Genomic DNA, 23850 nt, shown 5'->3' with positions numbered 1-23850 from the left:
CTCAGTACCCCACCGACAGCGAGGTCATCTCGGGGTAGAGGCGTGCCGCCTCGTCCAGGACGCAGGCCGTCACCTCGTCGTCCTCGCCCTCGCCGACCGAGTCGACGAAGTCCGCGACAGCGGTCTCCTCCCCCGAGACCGAGAGCCCCTTCTCGGTCAGGCAGTCCGCGGTCGCCTCCGCCAGAGGAGGATCCATGACCTGGGGCTGCGACAGCTCGTATGCCTGAGCGACGCTCGTCGAGTACGCGGCGTGGCACTCGTCGATGTCCGCGAGGGCGGCCGACTGCTCCCGCGTGCCGATGTCCGTCGTCGACTCGTACCGCACGCCGTCCACCGGGCTGACCTGCGGACCCTCGACGGTGAACCCCTTCGCGGCGAGGCAGTCGGCGTAGAGCACGAACGACGCGTCGTACTCCTCGAACGTCACGAGACCGTCCTCGAGGAACGCGGCCTGCTCCTCGTGACCCGCTTCGCGCTCCTGATCCGCGAGTGCCTCGATCTGCGCCGACGACAACGGCTCGTGGGAGGCGGACTCGTTCGCGGGCGCGCCCGAGCAGCCGGCGAGCACGAGCATCAGGAGGGCGCCCGCACCCGCGAGCGCAGGGACCGAGAGCCTCATCAGGTGTTCCGGACGTAGCCGCCGTTGATGGAGTGGTTGCCGTAGACGGTCGCCGACGCCGGCTTCGCGATCGTCACGGTGACCGAGGCCCAGTTGTACTGCCAGGTGCTCACCGCCGAGCCGGCGATGGCACGGGCTCCCGCGGACTTGTTGCCCCAGCAGTAGCCGTCGAACGAGGTGAACGCGACCGCGCGGCCACTGCTGGCGTAGCTCCGATAGGCGTAGTTGCCCGCGTTGCAGCCCTGTGCCGGGGTGACCCGCGTCTGCCCCGAGCCGGCGGCGTCGGCCGGTGCGGCGACGATCCCGGTGAGCAGGGCGGCGACGACCGCTCCCGTGGCTGCGATCCGTCGTGTGCGTAGGGACATGGTGCTCCTCCTCCGTGCGGAACCGCCGATCGGTTCCCGCGGAATGAGGATATGTCGGAATACCACCTCCGTATGCCATTCGGCGCGCGGCGAGGTGCAGCAGGAGTGGAGATCGACCCTGTGGAGGACCGGCTCGGGCATCGCCGTCGTTGCGCGGACCCGCTCCTTCGCAGCCCTGTCAGCACCCCCGGCTACGCTCGCGGCATGAGCATCCTCAGCCCCGACGGCCTCGAGTTCGTGACCGAGCGCCACCTGGCCACCCTCTCCACTCCCGGCCGCGGTGGGCGCCTGCACGTCGTCGCCGTCGGCTTCACCTACGAGGACGGCGTGGTGCGCGTGATCACCTCGCGCGAGAGCCAGAAGGTGCTGAACGTGCGCCGCGGAGGCACCGCCACCGTCGGCCAGGTCGACGGCATCCGCTGGCTCAGCCTCGGCGGCCCCGCCTCGATCGAGGAGGAGCCCGACGCCGTCGCGCACGCCGTCGACCTCTACTCGCTCCGCTACCGCGTGCCCCGCGAGAACCCCCTCCGGGTCGCGATCCGCATCGACGTCGACTTCGCACTCGGCTCCTCGGGCCTGCGAGCCGGGTAGCGCGCGTGCGCTCGACCGACGCGCTGCGGGCCGACGGCACCCTCTCGTCGCTGCGCACCCATCGCTACGTCCGCGTCTCGCTCTGCGCGGCCGTCCTGCTGCTCGGGGTCGCAGTGCTGTGGCACCTTGTAGCCGTCGGTCCCCTCCGCTCGATCAGCGCGGCGTACTACACGCCCGTCCGCTCCGTCTTCGTCGGTGCCCTGTTCGCGGTCGCGGTGGGCCTCGTCGTGCTCGCCGGGCGGAGTCTGCGGCGGTACCTCCTGCTGCTCGGCGGCATGACCGCGCCCCTGATCGCGCTGGTCCCCGTGCCGCTGCGGTCCGACGAGCTCGCGCGACTGACCGGCGCGGGCTGCCCGGAGGGCATCGTCCGGTGCCTGCCGCCGGGTGCGACCGACGAGATCGCCGCCGGGATGCTCGCCTACCTGGTCGTGGCCGGAGCGGTCCTCGTCGCCTCCACGGTGTTCCTCGCCCTCGATCGGGCACTCGACCGCGGCGCCCTCGTGAAGGTGGCGATCGCCGCCGCCCTCCTGGCCGCGCTGGCGGTGTGCGCCACGACCCCCGTGTTCGCCGCCGTCGCCCACTACGCCGCCGCCGCGGTCTTCTTCCTCCTGATGGCGGCGGTCGCCGCCGTGCACGCGCACGCTGTGCGGTCGGAAGGCGTCCTCGGCCCGGGCACGCCGCGGGGCTACTCGATCGTCTACGCCGTGCTCGCAGCTCTTCTCGCCGGGATCGATCTCGCCCTGGTCGCGCTGGTCGCGAGCGGAACCGGGGAGGCGCTGCTCGGCAAGCAGTGGCTCCTGCTGGTCGAGGCCGCCGCCCTCGCCCTCTTCACCGCGTTCTGGGTGCTCCAGACGGTCGAGAACTGGGACGACCCGGATCCGTCGCTCCGCTGATACCGACGGAATCCGAACGCTAAGCGCCTGGAACACGGAAGGCCCGCTCTCTCGAGCGGGCCTTCTGCAGTACCGGTGGATCCGAGGGGATTCGAACCCCTGACCTCTTCATTGCGAACGAAGCGCGCTACCAACTGCGCCACGGACCCGTGCCTTTCGAGCCGTCACCGGCCCGAACAACTCGTCCACACTAGCACGCCGTGAAGCGGGCTCCGAATCGACGAGCGGAGCCGTCAGGCTCCCCGTCGGCGCTGCAGAGCGCGGTCGAGGTCGATGGCGTCGACGCCGTCCACGACGCCCATCGACGCGAAGCGCGAGGTGGGGCGAGGGGCCTCCGGAGCCGGCGCGGGAGCGGTGGCGCGGGGGGTGCGGATCGGGGCGACCTCGGGAGCGGCGGCGGCGGCGCGCTGCGCCAGCTCCGCCTCCGCTGCTGCGGCGCGCAGGCGCTCGACGGCGTCGATGGACGCCATGGCGCTCGCGGCCACGGTGCCCCGCGAGAGGTACAGCGGCTTCGGGAGCGGCTTGGGCGTCCAGCTCGCCGCCTCCTCCGCGACGGCCGACTCCTCCTCCGCGGGCGCGTCCTGCGCGAGCTCGGCCTCGAAGACCTCGGCGGGGCGACGCGAGACGGGGACCGACGTCGACGCCTCCGCGGCGGGAGCCGCCGCACGACGGCGCCCGGGAGCCAGCACCAGCAGTGTCGCGACTCCTGCGACGAGGAGCAGTGCGCCGAGCGAGGGCACCACCGCGGTGCCGCCGAACGGCAGCATCACGAGCCCGACCAGGCCGGCGACCATTCCGACCAGGACCGCCGCCGCCGCACCCTGACGCCAACGCAGCACACCCGGCTCCGTGCGAGTGCTCTGCTCCGTGGTCGCGGATGCTCGTCGCAGCGCCTCGCGCGCCGCCTTCTCCGCCTGTGCCAGCTCCATCGCCTGTGCCTTCTCTTCGGCTCGTCGTCGTGTCTCGGTGGCCCGGAGGGTGCGCTGCTGCAGCGCGACCTCGCGGGCCGTCGCCTCCGCACGCACGTGCTCGGGCACCTCCGCGGTCTCGGCGAGGATCCGCAGCGTCTGCTGCAGCCTCACCGCGTTGCGCTCGGTCGCGTTGTACGACCGTCGGCGCATCCACGTGGGGATCAGGTAGGCGACCCACAGAACGGCGGCGAGCGCCCAGACGACGCCACCACCCAGCCAGTCGCTACTCATGCGACCCACGCTAGGAGTCGGAGGGTGTCCCGTCCGTCATTACGGGTAGGTGTGTCCGCGCGGATCGCCGAGAAGGCGGCTCCCCGTCCGGGGGATCCCCGCGCCGTCCGGCGGTCCGGAGAGACCCGAACGGTGCGACGCGCGCTGGTCGGCCTCGCTCGGAGTGCCCACGTCGTGCGGCACCTGGCCGTCGAGGTAGCGGCGCAGGACGCCGCGCGGCACTTCCTCCGCCACGAGGGCGAAGCAGAAGTGGTCGCGCCAGTCGCCGTTGATGTGGATGAACCGGCGCCGGAGGCCCTCGTAGCGGTAGCCGAGCTTCTCGACCACGCGCAGGCTCGGGCGGTTCTCGGGTCGGATGCAGATCTCCATCCGGTGCAGACCCAGATCGAGGAACGCGTGGTCGGTGGCGAGGGCGACGGCGATCGGAGTGATGCTGCGGCCGGCGAACCGCTCGGCCACCCAGTAGCCGATCGATCCCGACGAGAGCGAGCCGTAGCCGATGTTCGAGATGTTCAACTGCCCGGCGAGCTCGCCGTCCCACTCGATCAGGAACGGGACCCCTCCCCCGGCGCGGGCGTTCTGCTGCAGCGAGCGGATGCTCGCACGCACGTCGAACGCTGCGCCGCCGCGGGGATCGGACGCCTCCCACTGCCGCAGCCAGGCCCGGTTGGCGATCAGCTCGCGCTCGAGCGGGCGGGCGTCGCGGACCCGGATCGGGCGGATGGTGACTCGACCCTCGGAGAGCGTCGGGACTGGCAGCGGCATGTCCCGACTGTACTGCGCGATCCGAGGGGCGGAGAGGGGTGGACCGGAGCGGTCGGAAGGCTCACCGGGCCCGCGGATCCGGCCCGCACGCACGGGATCCCCCGCCGGAGCAGGGGATCCCGTCGGTGCTGCGCGAGGCGCGACCTCGTCGTCAGAGCGTGCTGACGAAGTCCTTCAGCCACGGCTTGAGGTCCTCGCCCAGGTCGGGACGGTCGGACGCGAGCTGCACGATCGCCTTGATGTAGTCGAGCTTGTCGCCCGTGTCGTAGCGGCGTCCGCGGAACACGACGCCGTAGACGCCGCCGAACTCGGCCGGGTCCTGCGCCATGCGCTCGAGAGCGTCGGTCAGCTGGATCTCGCCGCCCTTGCCGGGCTGGGTCTCCTCGAGCACGCCGAACACGTCCGGCTTGAGGACGTAGCGGCCGATGATCGCGAGGTTGGAGGGCGCGTCCTCCTTGGAGGGCTTCTCGACGAGACCGGTGATGCGCACCACGTCGTCCTCGTCGGTGGCCTCGACCGCGGCGCAGCCGTACAGGTGGATCTGGTCGGGATCGACCTCGAGCAGTGCCACGACGGTCGTGTCGCGCTGCTCGGCGACGTCGATCATGCGGGTCAGGAGGGGGTCGCGGGCGTCGATGAGATCGTCGCCCAGGAGGACGGCGAAGGGCTCGTCACCCACGTGGCGCTGCGCGCGGGAGACGGCGTGGCCGAGGCCCTTCGGCTCGCCCTGGCGGACGAAGTGCACGTCGGCCAGGTCGCTCGCGTACTTGACGTGGGCCAGCTTGGCGTCGTCGGCCTTCTTGCTGAGGTTGAGCTCGAGCTCGGGGACCGAGTCGAAGTGGTTGGCGAGCGCGTTCTTGTTGCGCCCGATGATGACGAGGACGTCCTGGAGACCGGCGTCCGCCGCTTCCTCCACCACGTACTGGATCGCCGGCTTGTCGACGACCGGCAGCATCTCCTTGGGGATGGCCTTGGTCGCCGGCAGGAAGCGGGTGCCGAGACCGGCGGCAGGGATGACGGCTTTGCGGATACGAGTGCCCATGGGGCGTCACTATAGCGGCGGTGATGGTCGCGGATGTTTCGCGGAGAGCCGGGGAGCAGGCGGTCGGCCCCTGTTCTGGGTCACCCCCGGATGAGCGGCACTCAGCGCGCCCCACCACCGCCGATCCCGCCGGTCACCCCCGATCTAGACTGAGCGCATGCCAGCCGACACCACTCACGAGAAGCGGGCGCTGCGCGCCGAGCTGCGCGAGCGCCGACGCACGCAGACGACCACCTCTCGCGAGCAGGCCACGGCCCGCATCACGGAACACCTCATCGACCTGGTCACCCGTCACGGGGCCGGGTCGATCGCGTGCTACCTGTCGGCGCCCGACGAGCCGAGCACCCGCCCGTTCCTCGGCTGGGCCGAGAGCCACGGCATCCGGGTCCTCTTCCCCATCTCCCGCCAGGACGGGCTGCTCGACTGGGCCGTCGGCGACGGGCACACCGAGACGCAGGGCCTGTTCGGGATGCCGGAGCCGGTCGGCGCCCTCCTCGGACCGATCGCGATCAACGACGTCGACCTGATCATCGTCCCCGCCGCCTCCGTCGACCGGACCGGCATGCGGATGGGCTGGGGCCGCGGCTACTTCGACAAGACCCTCGGCTCGATGGAGAAGTGCCCGCCGGTCTACGCGGTCGTCTTCGACAGCGAGCTCGTCGACCATGTGCCCAGCGAGGTGCACGACCAGGCCGTCGACGGCGTCGTGACGCCCTCCGGCGTCCTCGACATCGCGCGCTGAGCGCACTCCTCCTCCTCCCCCTCCTCACTCCCCCTTCGCTTCAGGAGCACCAGTGCCCACCTACTCCTACCGCTGCACGCAGTGCGGCAACGCCTTCGACATCCAGCAGAAGTTCACGGACGACACGCTGACGGAGTGCCCCAGCTGCCAGGGCGCGCTGCGCAAGGTCTTCAGCGCGGTCGGCGTGACCTTCAACGGGTCCGGGTTCTACCGCACGGACTCGCGCTCGTCCGGAGCGAAGGGGTCGTCGTCGGGGTCGGACTCGTCGTCGTCGGGGGGCTCGACGCCGGCGCCGGCGTCCACGGGCGGGTCGTCGTCGGGAGGCTCCTCGTCGGGAGGGTCGTCGTCGTCGTCGGGTTCCTCGGGATCCTCGTCCTCGGGCTCCTCCTCCGGATCCTCCTCCTCCTCCGGGTCGTCGTCCTCAGGGAGCTGACCTCGGCGTCTCGCACTCGGCGACACACCTCCGCGCACGACCCTCCGCCCGCCGGCAGAAACGGAACAGACCATGATCAACGGCTTCAAGGAGTTCATCCTCCGCGGCAACGTCATCGACCTGGCTGTCGCCGTGGTCATCGGCGCGGCGTTCACCACCATCGTCAACGCGATCGTGACGGGCATCTTCAACCCGCTCATCGGAGTGATCTTCGACGCGTCGTCGCTGCAGGCGCTCGGTTGGACGATCCGCGAGGGCGTCGGCGGCGAGGACGACACGGTCATCGCCTACGGAGCCGTCCTCTCGGCCCTCATCCAGTTCGTGATCGTCGCGTTCGTGCTGTACTTCGCCTTCGTCCTGCCGATCAACCACCTCAAGAACGCGGCGTTCAAGAAGAAGATGGACGACGCTCCCGCTGCCGAGGACAAGGCGCCGACCGAGCTCGAGCTCCTCGCTGACATCCGCGACCTGCTCGCCAACGGCGGCACCGCCACGACCGCCAACTCGGGCAAGCACGTCGACTGAGTTCTTCTGTTCTTCCTCGCCGGCGGCGAGGAAGAACCGCGGTCGGCTTCCCGAGGTGGGCGCGTTCCGCAGAGCGTTGTGCGGACGGTGCGTCCGAAACGCTCGCACGCGTTTCGGACGACACCTGCACCCTGCGGAGGTCGCCCTCCGGAGGCTTTTCTGTGGCAGCGCGCTGGTCGAGCAGCCAGAGTAACGACACCACCTGTCCTCGCGCGTGCAGATCCCGACACGGCCGCGGAGGGTGCCGCTCGATGGACAGGCGGCGCCGGACGTCGACGCACGGCTCAGTAGTGGGGCGGGACGTCCTGGCGGAGGCGGAAGTCGTTCGGGCCGGTGTCGGGCCGGAGAGGCGGCACCTCGGGGTCGGGCACGGGGGCGTCGTGCGGCGACGGGTCCGTGCCGGGCTTCGCGGGCAGGGTCGCCCGCCGACCGCCGCGCGAGCGCCGGAGCGGGCGATCGGCTCCGGCGGGTGCGGCGGTCGGCGGGTCCTCGGTCACGCGTCGTCGCGCGGCTGGATCTCGATCGGCTGGGTCTCGCTCGACACGGGCGCCGGCGCCGCCGTCGCGACGACCGCGGGAGCCGGCGTCTCGGGCTCGGGTGCCGGAGCCTCGTCGGCCGGACCCCCGATCAGCCCCGCGACCCGCGCGGCCACGGCCTCGGGGTCGGCGAACAGCTCGAAGTTGTGCACGCGCAGGTAGTGCCAGCCGAGACGGCGCAGCAGCTCCGGACGCAGCCGCAGCGAGACCCGGAGGCTCTGCGTGCTGACGTCGCGGTCGGTCTCGACCACGACGGCCCGCGTCCCGTGCGCGGCCACCAGCGCCAGCTTGCCCTTGTGCCCGATGTTCACCCTCAGGCCGCGACGCTCGAGGCGTGCGGCCAGGTCGACCAGCATCGGCTCGGAGTAGTCGTCGCGGTCGCTCGGCTGGACGCGGTCCTCCGCCTCCTGCAGCACCTGCGCGAGCGCCACCATGCCGTGCCGCATCCGCGACTCGTCGATGTCGCCGGGCCGGAAGCACGAGACGATGTCCATCGAGCGACGGGCCCTGGTCATGCCGACCGCGAGCAGCCGCTCGCCGCCCGCCTCGGCCAGCGCGCCGAAGTTCGACAGCAGCCGTCCGTGCGGAGTGCGGCCGTACCCGATCGAGAAGATGACCCGGTCGCGGCTCTGCGCGACCGACTGCTCGAGGGTCACGACGGTGAACGGCTCGGGCCGGTCGCCGAGGATGAAGTCGTTCAGATCGGTGCGCTTGGCGAACGCCGTGAGCACGGCCTGCTGCACGCGCACGGCGTGACGCGGGCTCGCGGTGATCACCATGAGCGACTCACGCGGGCGGATGACCGCGTGCTCGAGGACCAGCTCGACGACCTTCGCGACCTCGGCGTCGACGGACTCGACCGCTCCGGAGTCGTTCTCGGGCATGCCGTGACCGCTCGCGATGTAGTGGAAGCGGAGCGAGTCGTGGCCGAGGAAGGATCCGGCCCAGGGCAGGGAGTCGATCCGGCCGCCGTAGAAGCGGCGGTTGACCAGCTCGGCGAGGTCCTCGCCGCCGGCCCGGTAGCTCCGGGTCAGCGTGACCGTGTTGAGCAGCTCGCCCAGTCGCGCGAGCGCCGACTGCGCGTGCAGGGCCTCGACGTCGGTGCGGGTCGCGGTGCTGCCGAACTCGACCGACTCGTCGACGCGCAGGCCGAACGGAGTGGGCGTCTGCGTCACCGGATCGCCGAACGCGACGACCTGCTTCGCGCGGCGGATCGCTCCGACGTTCTCGGCGAGGGTCGTGGCACCGGCGTCGACGAGGAAGACCGTGTCGAACGTGGTCTCGGTGCCGATGCGGTGCACCTCGTAGGGCGACACGAGCCACGCCGGAGCGAGCACGCGCGACAGGTGCGGAGCCGCCTTCTGCAGCTCCTGCGGAGTCGTCGCCGCCTCGGTGCGCAGCAGCGCGCGCAGGGCGTCGCGCTCCTGCGGCCAGTCGACGAGGCCGATCTTCCAGGTCTCGGACAGCTTCCAGGCCAGCAGCTCGGCGCTGGAGGCGGCGTGCGCCTCGTCGACGAGCTTGAAGTCGGCCTCGAGGCGGTCGAGAACGGAGGTGTTCCCGCCGAGCAGCGCGCGCTCGTCGGTCAGCATGATCTCGAGGGCCGAGCGCCACCAGGCGAGGTCGAGCTCGATCGCGACCAGCTCGGCGGGCACGTGGCGGCGCGAGAGGTCGGCGAGCAGCGGATCCAGGCCCCACTCGCGCAGCGTCGAGAGCAGCGTGGTGCGCTCCTGCAGGTTGGCCAGGACCTCGCTGTCCTCGGCGAGCCCGGAGACCATCGAGGCGAGCTCGGCCAGCGGGAGCGAGGCGAGCTGGACGTTGGTGCCGCGGCGGCCGAGCGGCTCGTCGAGCCGGCCCAGGTCGTCGGCGACCTGCTGGTACGCGACCTGCACGTCGGCGACTCCGACGGGCACCTCGGGCACCGTGCCGGCGACGGCGTAGCGCTGCCAGAGGGTGCGCTGCTGCTGCACGCGGCGCAGCGAGGCGTTGAGATCGGTGACGTGCGCGCCGGGCCGCATGTACTCGCGGGCGAGCTTCTTCAGGCGGCGTCGGTTCGTCGAGGACATCTCGGCGGCGTCCCGACGCGGCGAGGTCGCCACGATGAGGTCCTGGATCGACCGGTCGAAGACGGCCGGCTGGAACTTGTCGAGGGTCTCGCGGACGTCCTGGAGCAGGCGCAGGTAGATGCCGAGCTCGGCGACCGACTCGAACGGGCGCATCCGGGTCTGGCCGATGACGTCCTGGGCGCGGTCGAGCAGTCGCGGCAGGTCGCGCAGGTGCAGGCGCTTGGCGAGCTCGTGCGCCGCCTCCGCCTCGCTGGTCGAATCGAAGTGCGCGCCGTACCACGGCGAGTCGCCCGGACCGTAGCGGAACTCCCCCAGCCGGGCCGACTCGATCAGCATGCGCGTGGCCTCGGGGCGGCTGTGCGCGAGCGCGGTCACGGCACGGCGCTCGAGGCGCGCGGTGGTCGACGGAGGAGTGCGCAGCTGCGACAGGCGCGCGAGCTCCTCGAGGGCCTGCAGCGCCGAGACGCCGAAGCTGTCGTCGCGACGCGAGAGGGCGCCGCGGTAGTCGAGGAGCACCTTGCGCAGGCGCAGCAGGGCGTCGTCGATCTCGCTCACGGAGGGGCGCGCGGCCTTCTCGTTGCGGCCGATCGACTGGATGAGGTCGCGGCGCAGCGTGCGCGGGCCCACGGCGATGCCGCCGAGGCCGGCCGAGACGAGCCGCTGGTGGATGCTGTCGAGGCTCGAGCGGCGGGCGCCCACCACGAGCACCCGCTTGTGCTGCGCGGCGAGGGCGCCGATCGCGTTGACGATCGTCTGGGTGCCGCCGGTGCCCGGCAGAGTCTTGACGACGAGGGAGTTGCCGGCCGCGATGTTCGCGATGACCTGCTCCTGCTCGGCATCGGCGTCGAGCAGGAGGTTGTCGGTCGCGGGCGGGCGCTCGTCCTGCGGGATGATCGAGGCGACCTTCTGCGACTGCTGGAGCGAGCGCTTGGCAGCGGGGTTGCCCGCGACCGCGTCCAGCACCGGGTGCTCGAGCATCCGGGCGTCGCGGAGCATGTCGCCCGCGACGTCGGCGAAGCTCGAGACCACGAGGCGGGGGTGCACGGCGAACCAGGGCAGGTGCGACGTCAGTCCGCGGAGCTGGTCGATGACCGGCTGCGGCTTGAAGACGCCGCTCTGCACGGCGAGCTCGACGAACTGCGCGGGATCGACGGTGATCCCGAACTGCTGCTTGAGGGCGCGCGCGAGCTGCGGGTTGAAGAACGGTTGACCCTTGAGCTTGAGCTCGAAGTCGCGGCCGTAGCGCCGGATCGCGAGCGGACGCAGCAGGACGGGAGCGGTGAACTCGGTCTCGCCCGCGCGCCACTGCGCCAGCCCGATCGCGAGGTGGACGCCCTCGATGCCGCGGACCGAGCGCAGCTCGATGCCCTTGTCGGTGATCGCCGCGGCCGCGTTCTTCGCGGTCCGCAGGGCGAGCTCGTCGCGGATGAGCGAGGAGAGGAGGGTCGTCTTGCCGGAGATGAAGGGAGGGAGGCCGCCCGGATGGGTGGTCGACAGCTCGATCCGCGTCCGGGGCGAGTCGACGAAGTGCAGGAGCGGCGACGGGCCGCCCACCTTCGCCAGCTCGTCACGCCACGACTGCCACACCGGATCCGCGACGTTGCCGCTGCGGTAGCCCGCCTCACCACTGGTCACCTGTCCGGGGGACGTGGTGGTGGAGGAGAGCTGGAGAGCGGACGCCTCCCGCGGGTCACCGGATTCGGGTGAGGTCGCCACCGGTCCGGCTCCTGGGAAATCGTCGACACGTTGCACACGGACACCCTAAACCGGGCACATGCGAAAGCCTGTAGCGACGCGGAGGACGCCCGGACGGGGGCGGCGGATCGAACGGGAGCCGTCTCAGAGCGCCCAGGAGCCGAGCGGCGGGACGGTCTCGACGCTCCGGCGATCAGCGGAGACGCGCACGCGACTGCCCGAACGATCGTGCCCGCCGACGCACGCGACGACCGTCATCACGAGCTCGGCGTGATCACGGGTGAGGTAGCCGAGGGCGGCGCGCAGGTCGATCGGGAGCCCGGTCGCCAGCGACAGCGCGATGCGGGCGACGGCCTCCTCAGAGAGATCCAGCGCGTGCACGTGACGCTCGAGCGCGGCGAAGTCGATCGACCGGTGCCCGCCGGAGCGGGTGCGCAGGACCCAGGGACGGGCGGAGTCGGCGCATCCTGCGCGGGCGAGGAGCTCCTCCGCGAGCCGCACGGCGGGACCGGCGGGCAGCCGGCTCACGACGAGGCCCGCGTGCGGCGTCGACGGACGGAGCGGACGACGACCGGCACGGCCGCGACGACGATGCACAGCGCCCCCGCGATCGCCGGGGTGAGCCAGCCGAGCGCGCTGACGCTCTCGACCGACGCGCCGAGGTACTGCCACTCGGCGAGGGCGTGGACGAAGAGGGAGAAGAAGCCCAGGGCCACGCCGGTCAGAGCGGCGACGAGGTCGGCTGGGCGGACGACGCCGCGGCGCCCGGGCGCCGGTGGGGTGTCGCTCGGAGGAGTCCCGGTCGAGAGGGTGTCGACGAGGCCGGTGAGGGTGGGGTCGGGCATCCACCGATCACAGCAGCCCCGGCGGTACCGCGACATCGTCCTCGAGCATGATGTCGCGGTCCGAGAGGCTGGTCGTGCGGGCCGGTCAGGCCGGAGCCGGACGCGATCCGAGCGGGGACTGGAAGCGGAGGAGGTAGCCGTCGGGGTCGACGACCAGCAGCTGGCGGACGCCGGCAGCCCGCTCCCCCGTCCGGTACCAGCGCGTCTCGGGCTCGAGGAAGAGCGCGACGCCCGCCTCCCGGAGCGCCACCGCCACGGCGTCGGCGTCGTCGACGCGGATCTGCAGGTTCAGGCCGCGACCGAGCGGACGCTCGAGCGCGCCCGTGATCCAGTCACGCCCCGCGCCGATGCGGTCGAGCATGACGTGGGAGCCGCCGCGGACGAGGTAGGCGAACCCCTCCTCGGGGCGGGAGTAGCGGACGGAGAAGCCGCAGGGGCCGCACCAGAAGGCCAGGCTGCGCTCGAGATCCCCGACCAGCAGCTCGGGCACGAGGTCGGGGTCGTCGGAGCTCACCGGCACAGGGTGCCACAGCACCGGGCGGGCACCCCTCCTCAGTAGGGTGAGGTGATGACCGAGCCGCGATCCTCCGACGAGTGGCCGCTGCGGCAGGCGCCGCCCGCGTTCCCCCTCTCGGCCCTGCTGGTGGTGCCGATCACGATGGCGGTCGCCGGGACCCTCGGGGTGCTCGCGATCTCCCAGCTGGGGTTCGTCCCCGTGCAGATCCTCGTCGTCGGCGGCCTGCCGTATGCGGTCCTGGCGCTCCTCGTGTCCGCCGCCCTGCGGATCCGCGTGCTCCGCCGACCGATCGACGAGCAGGCCGACGACCTCTTCGCGACCGGCCGGAGCCCCGCTCAGCGGATCACCTTCGCCGTCGCCGTCTGGCTGCTCGTGCTCTGGCTCGTCTGGGCCGCGCTCTGGGTGGCGACCGCCGAGGGGGCGTTCCTCCTGCTGGGCGGTCCGCTGGTCGTCGGAGCTGTGATCTCGATCGCGGCGAACGCCCGCCTGCTCTACTCGCCGCGGGTCGCGCTGGCCGAGGTGGAGGCGGTGCGCGCCCACGCACCGGGTCGGGGCGCGATCCTCGCCAACTGGGTGCTGGCTCCCGTCTCGTGGTTCGCCTTCGCGATCCCCGCGACCGTGCTCGTCAGCGACGGCGTCCTGTTCTGACGGCGGCCCGCGTCGCGGGCGCGTGCTCCGGCAGCCCGTTCTCGCGGCGAAAGCGCGCGGCGGCCAGGGTCGACTTCCCGCTGGTGGTCGGGCCGATCACGCAGATCCGCTCGCCCAGATCGTCGAGGGCGGGCGGGAGCGTCAGCGCGCCTCCTCCGGCGTCTTCGTGCGACCGGGGAGCAGCAGCAGCCCCGAGACGCCGACGACGATGAGCAGGATCGCGACGACCGTGACGAAGGACGTCAGCGCGAGCACCGGCATGATGATCGTCAGGATCCCGGCGATCACCGAGGCGATCCCCGCCGCGATCGGCAGCCAGGCCGGGCCGGACACTGTGCGGCCGCTCGTGATGCTCGAGACGCCGTCGAGGATCCAGCCGAGGCCGATCACGAGGCCCAGCACGGTGAGGGACTCGAACGGGTTCGAGAGGCACAGGATGCCGGTCACGAGGATGAGGGCGCCGAGCAGGCCCGCGAGCCACCGCACGCGCGCCTCCAGGCGGGAGGCGGTGAAGGCGAGGAGGAGGCGGAAGACGCCCGCTGCGATCAGGTGGATGCCGAAGACGATCGCGACCGTCAGCAGGGTCGGCCCCGGGATGAGCACAGCGATCACTCCGAGCACGATCGCGATCAGCGAGACGCCGATGATCCAGCTCCGCTCGACGGCGGTGCGGGACAGGGCGGGAGCGGCGTTCTCGGACATGGTGTTCCTTCGCATCGGGAGTGGACGCCTCGAACGCTAGGGCACGTCCGCCGCGCCGCGCACCGCCTTGCGCCCGCGCCGCTCGCCTGTCAGAGGCGCAGACGGCGCAGCAGCTGCGCGTTGAGCGCGACGATCACGGTGCTCGCGCTCATCAGCAGGGCGCCGACCTCCATCGGCAGCACGAAGCCGATCGGAGCGAGCACTCCCGCCGCCAGCGGCACGGCCGCCAGGTTGTAGCCGGCGCCCCAGGCGAGGTTCTGCCGCATCTTCGCGGCGGAGGCACGCGAGAGCGTGAGGATCCGCACCACTCCCCGCAGGTCGTCGGAGGCGAGGACCAGACCGGCCGAGGCGATCGCCACGTCCGTCCCCGCGCCGATCGCGATGCCGACATCGGCTCCGGCGAGCGCGGGGGCGTCGTTCACGCCGTCCCCGACCATCGCAACGCGCCGGCCGTCGGCCCGCAGCCGCGCGACGACGTCGCTCTTGCCGCCGGGCAGGACGCCCGCGACGACCTCGTCGATGGCGAGCTCGGCGGCGACCCGTCGGGCGACGGGCTCGGCATCGCCGGTGACCAGGGCCACGCGCACGCCCTCGCGGCGCAGCGCCGCCACCGCCTCCGCGGACTCCGGGCGCACCGCGTCCTCGAGCACGACGACGCCGAGGACGGCGTCCTCGCGCAGGACGTGCAGCACGGTCGCGCCGCGCTCCGCTGCTCCGGCGCTCTCGGGAAGCGGGGCGAGGCCGCGCTCGGCGAGGAGCGCGGGGCCGCCGACGGCGATCCGGGCGCCGTCGACGACGGCCTCCACTCCGATGCCCCCTCGCGTGAGGAAGCCCTCGGCGCGCCGCTCCGACCCGCCCGCCGCGCGGACGATCGCCGCGGCCAGCGGGTGCTCGCTCTCGTGCTCGACGGCGGCGGCGAGGGCGAGCGACTCCGGGGCGCCGAGCACGTCGACGACCTCGGGACGACCCAGGGTCAGGGTGCCCGTCTTGTCGAAGAGCACGGTGTCGACGGTGCGCATCGCCTCGAGCGCGGCGCGATCGGTCACCAGGATGCCGGCGCGGGCGGCCTTCTCGGTCGCGATCGACACGACGAGCGGGATCGCGAGACCCAGCGCGTGCGGGCACGCGATGACGAGGACGCTGACGGTGCGCACGAGAGCCGTGTCGGGCATCCCGAGCGCGACCCAGACCACGGCGGTGACGACGGCGGCGCCGAGCGCGAACCAGAAGAGCAGCGCGGCGAAGCGGTCGGCGAGCCTCTGCGCGCGCGACGAGGAGGACTGAGCCTGCGCGACCAGGCGGCGGATGCCGGCGAGCGCGGTGTCGTCGCCGGTCGCATCGACGCGGAGGCGCAGGCGGGCGTCGGTCGCGACGCTGCCCGCGACGAGGCGGTCGCCGACCGTGCGCGCCACGGTGCGCGACTCCCCCGTCAGCACCGACTCGTCGATCTCGGCGGACCCCTCGAGGATCTCGCCGTCGGCCGGGACGCGGGCTCCGGGCCGGACGAGGACGACGTCGCCGACCGCGAGGCCCTCGGGCCGGATCCGCTCGACGCCGTCGGGCGTCTCGCGCTCGGCCTCGTCGGGCAGGAGAGCGGCGAGCGAGTCGAGGGCGCTGGAGGCCTGCGCGAGCGAGCGCATCTCGATCCAGTGGCCCAGCAGCATGATCACGATCAGGAGCGCGAGCTCCCACCAGAAGTCGAGGCTGTGCGGCAGCAGTCCGGTGCTCGCGCCGAGCGACGACACGAAGGCGACGGTGATCGCGAGGGCGATCAGCAGCATCATGCCGGGGGTGCGGGAGCGGATCTCGTCGAGCGCGCCCGTGAGGAACGGGCGGCCGCCGAGGACGAAGAGCACCGTGCCGAGCACGGGCGGGACCCACGCGATCCAGGAGGCGGAGGGGAGCCGGTAGCCGACGAGGTCGGCGAACATCGGGCTCAGCAGCACCGTGGGCACGGCGAGGACCAGCATCGACCAGAAGAGGCGGCGGAACATCGCGACGTGGCAGGCGTGGCCGTTTCCTCCGTGGCCGGAGTGGCCGTCGTGGTCCTGCTCTCCGCGGTCGGAGTGCCCTTCATGTCCGGAGTGGTCCTGCTCTCCGTGCCCGGCGAGGCTCTGAGCGTCGTCTCCTCGGTCGCGCTCGTGCTCGACCGCGGCAGCCTTCTCGTGCGTCATGCGCTTCTCCTTCCAATACCCCCTGGGGGTATCAACGGAGGGAGGCGCGGTCTATTCCCGGTCCGCCGATGCGGGCCGCTGCCGCAGCAACGGGCCGACCCGAGCTCAGTGCTTCGGCGACGACCCCGCCGCGCGGTGACGGCGGATGCTGCGGACGACGAGCAGCAGCACCAGGACCCCGATCGCGCCGTAGATGATCGCGTCGAGCACCCCCGCGTACTGGTCGACGAGCTCGTACTGCGTGCCGAGTGCGGCACCCAGGCCGATCAGCAGGCCGTTCCAGACGCCAGAGCCCAGGATCGTGAGGGCCGAGAACAGCAGGAGGTTCATCCGCTCGGCACCCGCCGGGAGCGAGATCAGGCTGCGCACGCCCGGGATCAGCCGGCCGAACAGCACCGCCCAGGTGCCGTGACGGCGGAACCAGCCGACCGCCTTCTCGAAGTCCTCGCGGTCGACCAGCGGCAGCTTCGAGAGCAGGCGGATCGAGCGCTCGGTGCCGATCCGGTAGCCGAGCCAGTAGAGGACGAGCCCGCCCAGGTACGCGCCGAGGGTCGCGGTGATCACGACGAGCACGAGGTTCATCCGGCCCTGCTGGGCGAGGAAGCCCGCCAGCGGCAGCACCAGCTCGCTCGGGATCGGCGGGAACACCGTCTCGATGAGCGTCAGCAGTCCGACGCCCACCTCGCCGAGCGCGGCGATCACCCGCGCAGCGACGCCGACGAGCCCGGAGAGCTGGTCGATGCTGTCGGAGGAGGTGGAGGCCGTAGAGGCAGGGGCGAGGGCGAGGGTCGCGATCGTCATGACTGAGAAGCTACTCAGTGCCCGAGCGCTCCACCTGGGAATCCGACGGCGTGGTCGATCCGGGCGGTCAGGGAGCGCCGGTGAGGACGACCTCTCCGGACTCCTGCAGGCGGACCTCGACCGAGGCGATGTCGGCGAGCGGCAGGCCGGTCGCGAGGGTCGGGTGCATCGAGCTGCCGGGCGTGCTCGTCCACGATCCGATCGGCTCGGAGCCGCCCGAGGTATCGGTCACGTACATCACGTACCCGACCGATCGCGCACCGGGCGAGGACCCCTCGGCGCTCTCGCCCCAGCTGCAGTCCATGTCGATCCGCGTGCCCCAGTCCTCGGCGACGAACTCGACGGTCGCCTCCACGGGCACTCCCGGCTCGCTCGCGAGCGAGACCGTGTAGCCCGTGGTGTCGACGGTCGCGGCGGTCTCGCCGACGACCATCGGCAGCGCGATCGCGGCGGCGGCCGAGACTCCGGCGGCCGCGAGCACGAGGCCCGCGACCCGCACGCGCGTGCGGCGCCGGACGGAGTCGGTGGCCGCGGCGAGCCGGGACAGGAGCGCGGGCGGCGCGGTCTCGGCGGGCTGCTCCCGAGGGGTCTCGAGCAAGCGCAGCGCCTCCTCGGCCGGCAGGTGCGCGAGGAGACCGGGCAGCGGCACGAACTCGCCGAGGCCCTCCCGGCACGCGGGGCAGGCTCGGAGGTGCTGCTCGTAGGCGCGGCGGTCGGCGCTCGACAGCGATCCGAGCAGGTAGGCGGCGTCCCAGTCCCGGAAGGCGTCGCCCTCGGGTGCGTCGTCACGCGGATCGGTGCTCACAGCTCGGTCACTCCTCTCTCCTGCAGTGCGAGCTTGAGCGCCCGCATGCCGTAGTGCATCCGCGACTTCACGGTGCCGGGCGCGATGCCCAGCAGGTCGGCGATCTCGGCGACGGACCGGCCGCCGTAGTACGCGTGCACGATCACCGTGCGGTGCTCGAGGCTGATGCCGCTGAGCGCGTCCGAGAGCAGCCACGCGTCGAGCACCTGGTCGGTGCGGTCGGCCGACGAGCGCTCCGGCACCTCGTCGGTGCCGATCTCGCGGGCGTAGCGGGCGCTGCGACGGTCGTCGATCACGAGGTTGCGGGCGACGGTGTAGAGCCACGAGCGCGCCGCGGCCTCGCCCTGAGCGAGGATCGCGGGGTTCTTCCACGCGCGCAGCAGCGCCTCCTGCACCACGTCCTCCGCCATCTGGCGGTCGCCGGTGAGCCGGAGGACGAACCTCCACAGCGCCGCCGAGTGCTCGTCGTGCAGTGCACGCAGCAGCTCGGCCTGATCCTCGGACATGCACCACCTCTGACCCGTCCAACGTAACGGCGGCCCGTCCGGTTCATCCACGCCCCGGTTCGCGCCGACGGCCGCACTCTGGTACTCCGGGTACGGTGACCTTCCCCGACGCCGCCGATGCGGCCCGCGTGCGCGTGTTCCTGCGCGAGAACCGCGAGCAGATCCTCGCCGACGTCCGCCACCTCGTGATGATCGAGAGCCCGAGCGACTCGCTCGAGGCCCTCGGCGAGCTGCACGCCTACCTCGTGCACTGGGTCGGCGAGCGCCTCGGCCACGCCGCCGAGATCGAGCACCAGCGCGAGCAGGACGCTCCGCGCGCCTCGAGCTGGACCTTCCCGGGCAGCGCGCCGGGCCGGGGCCCGCGGGGGTCGCGGCCGTTCGTGGCGCTGCTCGGCCACTACGACACGGTCTGGCCGCTCGGCACGACCCGGGCCTGGCCCTTCGCGGTCGACGGCGACCGGCTGAGCGGGCCGGGCACCTACGACATGAAGGTCGGGCTCGTGCAGATGGTCTGGGTCGTCGCGGCGCTGCGGCACGCGCGCCTGGAGCACCCCGCGATCCGACTCGTGATGAACGGCGACGAGGAGGTCGGCAGCCTCGTCTCGCGCTCGTTCCTCGAGCACCAGAGCCGGGGCGCCGAGGCCGCGCTCGTCTTCGAGGGCGCCATCGGCGACGCGGTGAAGACCGCTCGCAAGGGCATCGGCAACTTCGTCGTCGACGTCGTCGGCATCGAGGCTCACGCCGGCGTGGAGCCCGAGAAGGGCGCGAGCGCGATCCACGAGCTCGGCGCCCTGATCCCCCGGGTGCTCGGCATCGCGCGGCCCGAGGCGGGGACCACCGTCAACATCGGCCTGATCGGCGGCGGCAGCCGGGTCAACGTGACGACCGCGAAGGTGCGGCTCGAGCTCGAGGCGCGCATCCGGAACTCGGCCGAGGCGGCTCGGGTCGAGGCCGAGATGAACGCCCTGCAGGCCAGTGACGAGCGGATCCGCATCGAGGTCCGCGGATCGTGGCAGCGCCCGGTGTTCGAGCGGACCGCCGCCGTCGGCGCCCTGTTCCGCCGGGCCGAGCGCCTCGCCCGCTCCATGGACCTGCCGCTCGTCGAGACCGCGGTCGGCGGAGCGAGCGACGGCAACCTGATCGCGGCCCTCGGCATCCCGGTGCTCGACGGCCTCGGCGCCCCCGGAGCGGGGGCGCACGCCCGCGGCGAGTCGGTGAGCATCGAGGGGATCCTCGAGCGCACCACCCTCGCCGCCCTGCTGGTGGCGAGCTTCGCCGCGGAAGGGGAGCGACTCCCGTGATCCATGAATCGAGACCGGTCGGGATCGTCATCGACGCGCCCGCCGACGAGGTCTACTCCTTCATCGTCGATCCCTCGAACCTGCCCCTCTGGGCCGCGGGGCTCGCGGAGTCGGACGTCGAGGAGGTCGACGGGCACTGGTTCGCCGACTCCCCGATGGGGCGCGTGGAGGTGGTCTTCGCTCCGCGGAACCCCTTCGGCGTCGCGGACCACCGCGTGATCACCGCCGAGGGGCGCGTCTTCGACAACCCGCTGCGGGTCCTGGCGAACGGGGACGGAGCCGAAGTGGCCTTCACCGTGCGCCGGTACGAGGGGATGACGCTCGAGCAGTGGGACGAGGACTGCGGTCGCGTCGCGGCCGATCTGGAGACCCTCCGCGGACTGCTGGAGCGCACCGGCGACTGAGCGTGCTCTAGATTCGTTGCAGCCCGGCGAGCGCCGGTCGCCCGCGCGAGAACGTTGGATGCGATGACCTCTCCCGACCAGACTCCCGTCCGCCCCGCCGGCGGCATCGAGCTCAACGGCCTCGACACGATCCAGGAGTCGGAGCGGCACGGCCGCCCGCGCGACCTGTTCTGGCCGTGGTTCGCGGCGAACGTGTCGGTGCTGGGTCTGAGTTACGGCTCGTTCCTGCTCGGATTCGGCCTCTCCTTCGCGCAGGCCACCGCCGTCGCCGTCATCGGCATCGTCGTGTCCTTCCTCTTCTGCGGGTTCGTCGCTGTGGCGGGCAAGCGCGGCTCCGCACCCACGATGGTGCTCAGCCGCGCCTCGTTCGGGGTGAACGGCAACCGACTAGTCTCGGTGATCTCGTGGCTGCTCACTGTGGGCTGGGAGACCGTGCTCGCCTCGCTCGCCGTGCTCGCGACCGCCACCGTCTTCGAGGAGTTCGGCTGGGACGGCGGAGTGCTGACGAAGGTCGTCGCGCTGATCGTGGTGGCCGCGCTGATCGTGATCGCCGGGGTCGTGGGCTTCCGCCTGATCATGCGCCTCCAGCTCGCGATCACCGTCGCCACCGGCGTGCTCACGGTGGTCTACGTCGCCCTCGTGCTCGACGACATCGACCTCGGCGCGGTCGCGAGCCTGCCCTCCGGCTCGGCCGGGGCCGTGATCGGCGGACTGGTGTTCATGATGACCGGCTTCGGACTGGGCTGGGTGAACGCGGCGGCGGACTACTCCCGCTACCTGCCGCGCACGGCGGGGACCGGCGGGGTCATCGCCTGGACGACCCTCGGCGGCGCGGTGGCCCCGGTCGTCCTCGTCGTGGTGGGCCTCCTGCTCGCCGGCTCGTCGCAGGAGCTGTCGGACGCGATCGCGGCCGACCCGATCGGCGCGCTCGCGACGATCCTGCCGACCTGGTTCCTCCTCCCGTTCATCGTCGTGGCCCTGCTCGGACTCATCGGCGGCGCGGTGATGGACATCTACTCCTCGGGCCTCGCGCTGCTCAGCACCGGGCTCAAGGTCTCGCGACCGGTCGCCGCCGGCATCGACGGGGTGCTCATGGTGCTCGGCGCGATCTACGTCGTGTTCGTCGCGGGCGACTTCCTCGGCCCGTTCCAGGGCTTCCTGATCACGCTGGGCGTGCCGATCGCCGCGTGGCTGGGCGTGTTCCTCGCCGACCTCCTCCTCCGTCGCCGCGACTATGACCAGGAGGCGCTCTACGACGCGCGGGGCCGCTACGGCAGCGTCTCGATCGCGCCGGTGCTGCTCGTGGTGGTCGGCTCGGTGATCGGCTGGGGCCTCGTGGTCAACTCCTCGCCCGGCTTCGGCTGGGAGGGCTACCTGCTCGGGCCGATCGGCGGACGCGAGGGCGAGTGGGCCTACGCCAACCTCGGAGTCCTCGCGGCGCTCGTGATCGGGTTCGTCGGCGCTCTCGTCTCGTCCTCGGCGAGCGTGCGCCGGCAGGAGTCGCGCGCGTGAGCCTGCTCGTCGCGATCGACCTGCAGCACGTCTTCGCCGACGCGGACTCGCCGTGGGGGTCGTCGGAGTTCGCGCGGGCGGCCGCCGGGACGGCGCGGCTCCTCCCCCTCTTCGGCGACCGGGTCGTGACCACCCGGTTCACGGCGCCGACCGAGCCGCAGGGCGCCTGGGTGCCGTACTACCGGGACTGGCCGTTCGCGCTCGTGCCGGACGGCGATCCGCTCTACGCCCTCGTGCCCGGCTTCGACGGTCACCGGGTGCTCACGGCGAGGACGTTCGGCAAGTGGGGGCCCGAGCTCGAGGCGCTGCTCGACGACTCGCGCGAGATCGTGCTGACCGGGGTGTCGACGGACTGCTGCGTGCTGTCGACGGCGCTGGCGGCGGCGGACGCGGGGGTGCGCGTGCGCGTCGTCCAGGACGCGTGCGCGGGCGCCTCCGAGACGGACCACCAGCGCGCGCTGGACGCGATGGCGCTCTACGCGCCGCTGATCGAGCTGACGACCGTGGACGAGGTGCTCGCGGAGGGCATTGCACGCAGCTGAGCGGCGCTCCCGACCGCCGCTGTGCCTCGGACGCCGTCTACCGGCATGATGGGCGGATGCCCAGCACGGACGGCCGCGAGTCGGCAGCACCCCGGATCCTCGTCGTCGGCGAAGCGCTGATCGACATCGTCGAGCGCGACGGCGCGAGCAGCGAGCACGTCGGCGGCTCGCCCGCCAACGTCGCGCTCACCCTGGCGCGACTCGGACGCGACGCGACCCTCGTCACCGACATCGCCGACGACGAGCGCGGACGCCGCATCGGCGAGCACCTCGGCGCCTCGGGGGTGAGCGTCGTGCACGGCGACGCTCCCCGCACCTCGACCGCGAAGGCCCGGATCCGGCCCGACGGCTCGGCGGAGTACGAGTTCGACCTGTCGTGGAACCCGCCCGCCGCAGACCCGACGCCCTTCGGGCACGTGCACACCGGCTCGATCGCCGTCTACCTCGAGCCCGGCGGATCCGCGATCCTCGACCTGCTGGAGGCGCTGCCGGCCGGCACGACCGCGAGCGTGGACGCGAACATCCGCCCGGCCCTGGTCGGCCCGCACGCCGCGGCGCTCGCGCGCTTCGAGCGGGTCGCCTCCTCGTGCGAGATCGTGAAGCTCAGCGACGAGGACGCCGAGTGGCTCTACCCCACGGTGCAGCTCGACGAGGTGCTCACCCGGATCCTCGGCCTGGGCGCGCGGCTCGCCGTCATCACCCGCGGCGGGGAGGGACTGCTCCTCGCGTCCGCCGTCGCCCGGGCGACGGTGCCGGCCGCCCGCATCGTCGTGGCCGACACGATCGGAGCCGGCGACTCCGCGATGGGCGCGATCCTCGACGAGGCGTTCCGGCAGGGGCTCGGCGCGCCGAACGGGATGCTGCTCGACGAGCCCGCCCTGCGGGCGATCGGACGCTGGGCGGCGCGGGTCGCCGGCATCACGACCTCGCGCGCCGGGGCGAACCCGCCCACCCGCGCCGAGGCCGAGACGGAGTAGATCGTCACGGACCCGTCACACGACGGGTCTTCCGCGCGGGGTGGGGGCTGTTCCTAGACTCGGACATGGGAACAGCACCGAGCTCCACCGCCACGGTCGTCCTGCTCGTCGGTCCGGGGACCGACGGCCTGCTGCGCGACCTCGACGCCCTGCCCAACGTCGACGCCCGTCCGGGCACCGGCCCGGGCGCGCACCCGTCCGCCTCCACCTACCTGCTGCACGACGCGGATCCGCTCGAGCACGTCGCGAACGCCTGGATCGAGTTCTTCGAGGACCGGGCGACGCACGGCGCGCTCGACGTCGAGATCGAGACCGCGCTCGGCGTCTTCCGCCGCGGCGAGGCCGCCCTGCCCGACTACTACGTGGTGCTCGAGCCGGAGTCGGCGCCGGCGAACTGGAAGCACTGGTGGCTGGGCGTGCTCCCGCACGCGGCGCCCGCGCGAGTGCTGCCGAGCTCGTCCGATCCCGGGGCCGTCCGCCGGCTGCTGGGCCGGCTCCCCCAGGGGCGGCCGTTCCCGGACCCGGCGTCGTGGCTCCCGGACGTGCGCTTCAGCGTTCCGGACCGCATCGGGCTCGTCTGACCGTTGCCCGCCTCCGCCGCCGGGTATTGACTGATCGCGATCGCACCCCGAGCAGGAAGAAGGA

27 protein-coding genes, 1 tRNA gene and 1 pseudogene are annotated in these 23850 nt (G+C 72.5%); 12 read left to right on the top strand and 17 right to left on the bottom strand.

What is annotated here, in order from left to right; all coding sequences use genetic code 11:
• Window position 1: 1 nt before the first annotated feature.
• Entirely contained in the window at window positions 2-619 is a 618-nt protein-coding gene (locus ASF48_RS06045) for a hypothetical protein (protein WP_055787916.1), read from the bottom strand.
• Window positions 619-984: a hypothetical protein gene (locus tag ASF48_RS06040; RefSeq protein ID WP_055787911.1), complete on the bottom strand. Its 366-nt coding sequence runs from the start codon at window positions 982-984 to the stop codon at window positions 619-621. Before ASF48_RS06040 ends, ASF48_RS06045 begins: the two co-directional genes overlap by 1 nt.
• A gap of 204 nt (window positions 985-1188) precedes the next feature.
• Between ASF48_RS06040 and ASF48_RS06035 the strand changes: the two genes are divergently transcribed.
• Complete coding sequence (locus ASF48_RS06035) at window positions 1189-1575, top strand: pyridoxamine 5'-phosphate oxidase family protein (protein ID WP_055787909.1); 387 nt, start codon at window positions 1189-1191, stop codon at window positions 1573-1575.
• 5 nt (window positions 1576-1580) lie between these two features.
• Entirely contained in the window at window positions 1581-2468 is an 888-nt protein-coding gene (locus ASF48_RS06030; protein WP_055787906.1) for a hypothetical protein, read from the top strand.
• Between the two features lie 76 nt (window positions 2469-2544).
• Here ASF48_RS06030 and ASF48_RS06025 read toward each other — a convergent pair.
• From ASF48_RS06025 to galU, 4 genes are all read right to left on the bottom strand, one after another.
• Window positions 2545-2617 (bottom strand) — tRNA-Ala (locus tag ASF48_RS06025).
• Window positions 2618-2701: 84 nt separating this feature from the next.
• Window positions 2702-3670, bottom strand: a complete 969-nt coding sequence (locus ASF48_RS06020) for a hypothetical protein (RefSeq protein ID WP_055787903.1) — start codon at window positions 3668-3670, stop codon at window positions 2702-2704.
• Between the two features lie 39 nt (window positions 3671-3709).
• Entirely contained in the window at window positions 3710-4435 is a 726-nt protein-coding gene (locus ASF48_RS06015; RefSeq protein WP_082481011.1) for a GNAT family N-acetyltransferase, read from the bottom strand.
• Between the two features lie 151 nt (window positions 4436-4586).
• On the bottom strand, window positions 4587-5477 hold the full coding sequence (gene galU / locus ASF48_RS06010; RefSeq protein WP_055787900.1) for a UTP--glucose-1-phosphate uridylyltransferase GalU: 891 nt from the start codon (window positions 5475-5477) through the stop codon (window positions 4587-4589).
• A 157-nt stretch (window positions 5478-5634) separates the two neighbouring features.
• On the opposite strand from galU, the gene ASF48_RS06005 reads away from it, so the two are divergent.
• Together ASF48_RS06005 and ASF48_RS20060 are read left to right on the top strand one after the other, a co-directional pair.
• Entirely contained in the window at window positions 5635-6219 is a 585-nt protein-coding gene (locus tag ASF48_RS06005) for a 5-formyltetrahydrofolate cyclo-ligase (protein WP_055787897.1), read from the top strand.
• Window positions 6220-6271: 52 nt separating this feature from the next.
• Window positions 6272-6412: pseudogene (locus tag ASF48_RS20060) on the top strand (FmdB family zinc ribbon protein); the annotation flags it as partial.
• A gap of 14 nt (window positions 6413-6426) precedes the next feature.
• On the opposite strand, the gene ASF48_RS20055 reads toward ASF48_RS20060, so the two are convergent.
• Window positions 6427-6768: a hypothetical protein gene (locus tag ASF48_RS20055; RefSeq protein ID WP_327205438.1), complete on the bottom strand. Its 342-nt coding sequence runs from the start codon at window positions 6766-6768 to the stop codon at window positions 6427-6429.
• Between ASF48_RS20055 and mscL the strand changes: the two genes are divergently transcribed.
• Window positions 6725-7177: a large conductance mechanosensitive channel protein MscL gene (gene mscL, locus ASF48_RS05995; protein WP_200930970.1), complete on the top strand. Its 453-nt coding sequence runs from the start codon at window positions 6725-6727 to the stop codon at window positions 7175-7177. The two genes, ASF48_RS20055 and mscL, sit on opposite strands and share 44 nt — an antisense overlap.
• A 284-nt stretch (window positions 7178-7461) precedes the next feature.
• Here the strand turns inward: mscL and ASF48_RS05990 are convergent, their stop codons facing one another.
• From ASF48_RS05990 to ASF48_RS05970, 5 genes are all read right to left on the bottom strand, one after another.
• Window positions 7462-7674: a hypothetical protein gene (locus ASF48_RS05990; RefSeq protein ID WP_055787891.1), complete on the bottom strand. Its 213-nt coding sequence runs from the start codon at window positions 7672-7674 to the stop codon at window positions 7462-7464.
• Entirely contained in the window at window positions 7671-11492 is a 3822-nt protein-coding gene (locus ASF48_RS05985) for a DEAD/DEAH box helicase (protein WP_082481009.1), read from the bottom strand. Before ASF48_RS05985 ends, ASF48_RS05990 begins: the two co-directional genes overlap by 4 nt.
• A 123-nt stretch (window positions 11493-11615) precedes the next feature.
• Window positions 11616-11999, bottom strand: a complete 384-nt coding sequence (locus ASF48_RS05980) for a hypothetical protein (RefSeq protein WP_055787882.1) — start codon at window positions 11997-11999, stop codon at window positions 11616-11618.
• On the bottom strand, window positions 11996-12316 hold the full coding sequence (locus ASF48_RS05975; protein ID WP_055787879.1) for a hypothetical protein: 321 nt from the start codon (window positions 12314-12316) through the stop codon (window positions 11996-11998). Before ASF48_RS05975 ends, ASF48_RS05980 begins: the two co-directional genes overlap by 4 nt.
• An 85-nt stretch (window positions 12317-12401) precedes the next feature.
• Window positions 12402-12830, bottom strand: coding sequence for a bleomycin resistance protein (locus tag ASF48_RS05970; RefSeq protein WP_055789011.1), 429 nt, complete (start codon window positions 12828-12830; stop codon window positions 12402-12404).
• 54 nt (window positions 12831-12884) lie between these two features.
• Between ASF48_RS05970 and ASF48_RS05965 the strand changes: the two genes are divergently transcribed.
• The gene (locus tag ASF48_RS05965; RefSeq protein WP_055787876.1) at window positions 12885-13481 is read left to right on the top strand and encodes a hypothetical protein; all 597 of its coding nucleotides are present in this window, start codon (window positions 12885-12887) and stop codon (window positions 13479-13481) included.
• Window positions 13482-13622: 141 nt separating this feature from the next.
• On the opposite strand, the gene ASF48_RS05960 is transcribed toward ASF48_RS05965, so the two are convergent.
• The 5 genes from ASF48_RS05960 to ASF48_RS05940 all read right to left on the bottom strand — a co-directional run bounded on the left by ASF48_RS05960 (window position 13623) and on the right by ASF48_RS05940 (window position 18469).
• Window positions 13623-14183: an HdeD family acid-resistance protein gene (locus ASF48_RS05960; RefSeq protein WP_055787874.1), complete on the bottom strand. Its 561-nt coding sequence runs from the start codon at window positions 14181-14183 to the stop codon at window positions 13623-13625.
• An 89-nt stretch (window positions 14184-14272) separates the two neighbouring features.
• A complete protein-coding gene (locus ASF48_RS05955; RefSeq protein WP_055787871.1) occupies window positions 14273-16357 on the bottom strand; it encodes a copper-translocating P-type ATPase in 2085 nt (694 codons plus the stop codon).
• Window positions 16358-16462: 105 nt separating this feature from the next.
• Entirely contained in the window at window positions 16463-17158 is a 696-nt protein-coding gene (locus ASF48_RS05950; RefSeq protein ID WP_055787868.1) for a DedA family protein, read from the bottom strand.
• Window positions 17159-17225: 67 nt separating this feature from the next.
• Window positions 17226-17963: an anti-sigma factor family protein gene (locus ASF48_RS05945; RefSeq protein ID WP_055787865.1), complete on the bottom strand. Its 738-nt coding sequence runs from the start codon at window positions 17961-17963 to the stop codon at window positions 17226-17228.
• On the bottom strand, window positions 17960-18469 hold the full coding sequence (locus tag ASF48_RS05940) for a sigma-70 family RNA polymerase sigma factor (RefSeq protein ID WP_055787863.1): 510 nt from the start codon (window positions 18467-18469) through the stop codon (window positions 17960-17962). The genes ASF48_RS05945 and ASF48_RS05940 overlap by 4 nt, the downstream gene beginning before the upstream one ends.
• 95 nt (window positions 18470-18564) lie before the next feature.
• Here ASF48_RS05940 and ASF48_RS05935 point away from each other — a divergent pair, with 95 nt between their 5' ends.
• The 6 genes from ASF48_RS05935 (at window position 18565) to ASF48_RS19325 (ending at window position 23786) form a co-directional block, all read left to right on the top strand.
• Window positions 18565-19770, top strand: coding sequence for a M20/M25/M40 family metallo-hydrolase (locus ASF48_RS05935; protein WP_055787861.1), 1206 nt, complete (start codon window positions 18565-18567; stop codon window positions 19768-19770).
• On the top strand, window positions 19767-20174 hold the full coding sequence (locus ASF48_RS05930) for an SRPBCC family protein (RefSeq protein ID WP_055787859.1): 408 nt from the start codon (window positions 19767-19769) through the stop codon (window positions 20172-20174). The genes ASF48_RS05935 and ASF48_RS05930 overlap by 4 nt, the downstream gene beginning before the upstream one ends.
• Before the next feature lie 63 nt (window positions 20175-20237).
• Entirely contained in the window at window positions 20238-21686 is a 1449-nt protein-coding gene (locus ASF48_RS05925; RefSeq protein ID WP_055787856.1) for a purine-cytosine permease family protein, read from the top strand.
• Entirely contained in the window at window positions 21683-22228 is a 546-nt protein-coding gene (locus ASF48_RS05920) for a cysteine hydrolase family protein (protein ID WP_082481007.1), read from the top strand. Before ASF48_RS05925 ends, ASF48_RS05920 begins: the two co-directional genes overlap by 4 nt.
• Window positions 22229-22284: 56 nt before the next feature.
• Window positions 22285-23205: a carbohydrate kinase family protein gene (locus ASF48_RS05915; protein WP_055787846.1), complete on the top strand. Its 921-nt coding sequence runs from the start codon at window positions 22285-22287 to the stop codon at window positions 23203-23205.
• A gap of 65 nt (window positions 23206-23270) precedes the next feature.
• The gene (locus ASF48_RS19325) at window positions 23271-23786 is read left to right on the top strand and encodes a hypothetical protein (protein ID WP_055787843.1); all 516 of its coding nucleotides are present in this window, start codon (window positions 23271-23273) and stop codon (window positions 23784-23786) included.
• The last annotated feature ends 64 nt before the right edge of the window (window positions 23787-23850 follow it).

Source organism: Rathayibacter sp. Leaf299 (assembly GCF_001423055.1).
GTDB classification, from domain to species: Bacteria; Actinomycetota; Actinomycetes; order Actinomycetales; family Microbacteriaceae; genus Rathayibacter; species Rathayibacter caricis.
This window is presented reverse-complemented; position numbering and strand designations above follow the sequence as displayed.

Bases quoted from the DNA above. Each gene is read 5' to 3' on its own strand.
- ASF48_RS06045 (WP_055787916.1), bottom strand. From the start codon at position 619: ATGAGGCTCTCGGTCCCTGCGCTCGCGGGTGCGGGCGCCCTCCTGATG.
- ASF48_RS06040 (WP_055787911.1), bottom strand. From the start codon at position 984: ATGTCCCTACGCACACGACGGATCGCAGCCACGGGAGCGGTCGTCGCC.
- ASF48_RS06035 (WP_055787909.1), top strand. From the start codon at position 1,189: ATGAGCATCCTCAGCCCCGACGGCCTCGAGTTCGTGACCGAGCGCCAC.
- ASF48_RS06020 (WP_055787903.1), bottom strand. From the start codon at position 3,670: ATGAGTAGCGACTGGCTGGGTGGTGGCGTCGTCTGGGCGCTCGCCGCC.
- ASF48_RS06015 (WP_082481011.1), bottom strand. From the start codon at position 4,435: ATGCCGCTGCCAGTCCCGACGCTCTCCGAGGGTCGAGTCACCATCCGC.
- galU (WP_055787900.1), bottom strand. From the start codon at position 5,477: ATGGGCACTCGTATCCGCAAAGCCGTCATCCCTGCCGCCGGTCTCGGC.
- ASF48_RS06005 (WP_055787897.1), top strand. From the start codon at position 5,635: ATGCCAGCCGACACCACTCACGAGAAGCGGGCGCTGCGCGCCGAGCTG.
- mscL (WP_200930970.1), top strand. From the start codon at position 6,725: ATGATCAACGGCTTCAAGGAGTTCATCCTCCGCGGCAACGTCATCGAC.
- ASF48_RS20055 (WP_327205438.1), bottom strand. From the start codon at position 6,768: ATGACGTTGCCGCGGAGGATGAACTCCTTGAAGCCGTTGATCATGGTC.
- ASF48_RS05975 (WP_055787879.1), bottom strand. From the start codon at position 12,316: ATGCCCGACCCCACCCTCACCGGCCTCGTCGACACCCTCTCGACCGGG.
- ASF48_RS05965 (WP_055787876.1), top strand. From the start codon at position 12,885: ATGACCGAGCCGCGATCCTCCGACGAGTGGCCGCTGCGGCAGGCGCCG.
- ASF48_RS05960 (WP_055787874.1), bottom strand. From the start codon at position 14,183: ATGTCCGAGAACGCCGCTCCCGCCCTGTCCCGCACCGCCGTCGAGCGG.
- ASF48_RS05955 (WP_055787871.1), bottom strand. From the start codon at position 16,357: ATGACGCACGAGAAGGCTGCCGCGGTCGAGCACGAGCGCGACCGAGGA.
- ASF48_RS05950 (WP_055787868.1), bottom strand. From the start codon at position 17,158: ATGACGATCGCGACCCTCGCCCTCGCCCCTGCCTCTACGGCCTCCACC.
- ASF48_RS05940 (WP_055787863.1), bottom strand. From the start codon at position 18,469: ATGTCCGAGGATCAGGCCGAGCTGCTGCGTGCACTGCACGACGAGCAC.
- ASF48_RS05925 (WP_055787856.1), top strand. From the start codon at position 20,238: ATGACCTCTCCCGACCAGACTCCCGTCCGCCCCGCCGGCGGCATCGAG.
- ASF48_RS05915 (WP_055787846.1), top strand. From the start codon at position 22,285: ATGCCCAGCACGGACGGCCGCGAGTCGGCAGCACCCCGGATCCTCGTC.
- ASF48_RS19325 (WP_055787843.1), top strand. From the start codon at position 23,271: ATGGGAACAGCACCGAGCTCCACCGCCACGGTCGTCCTGCTCGTCGGT.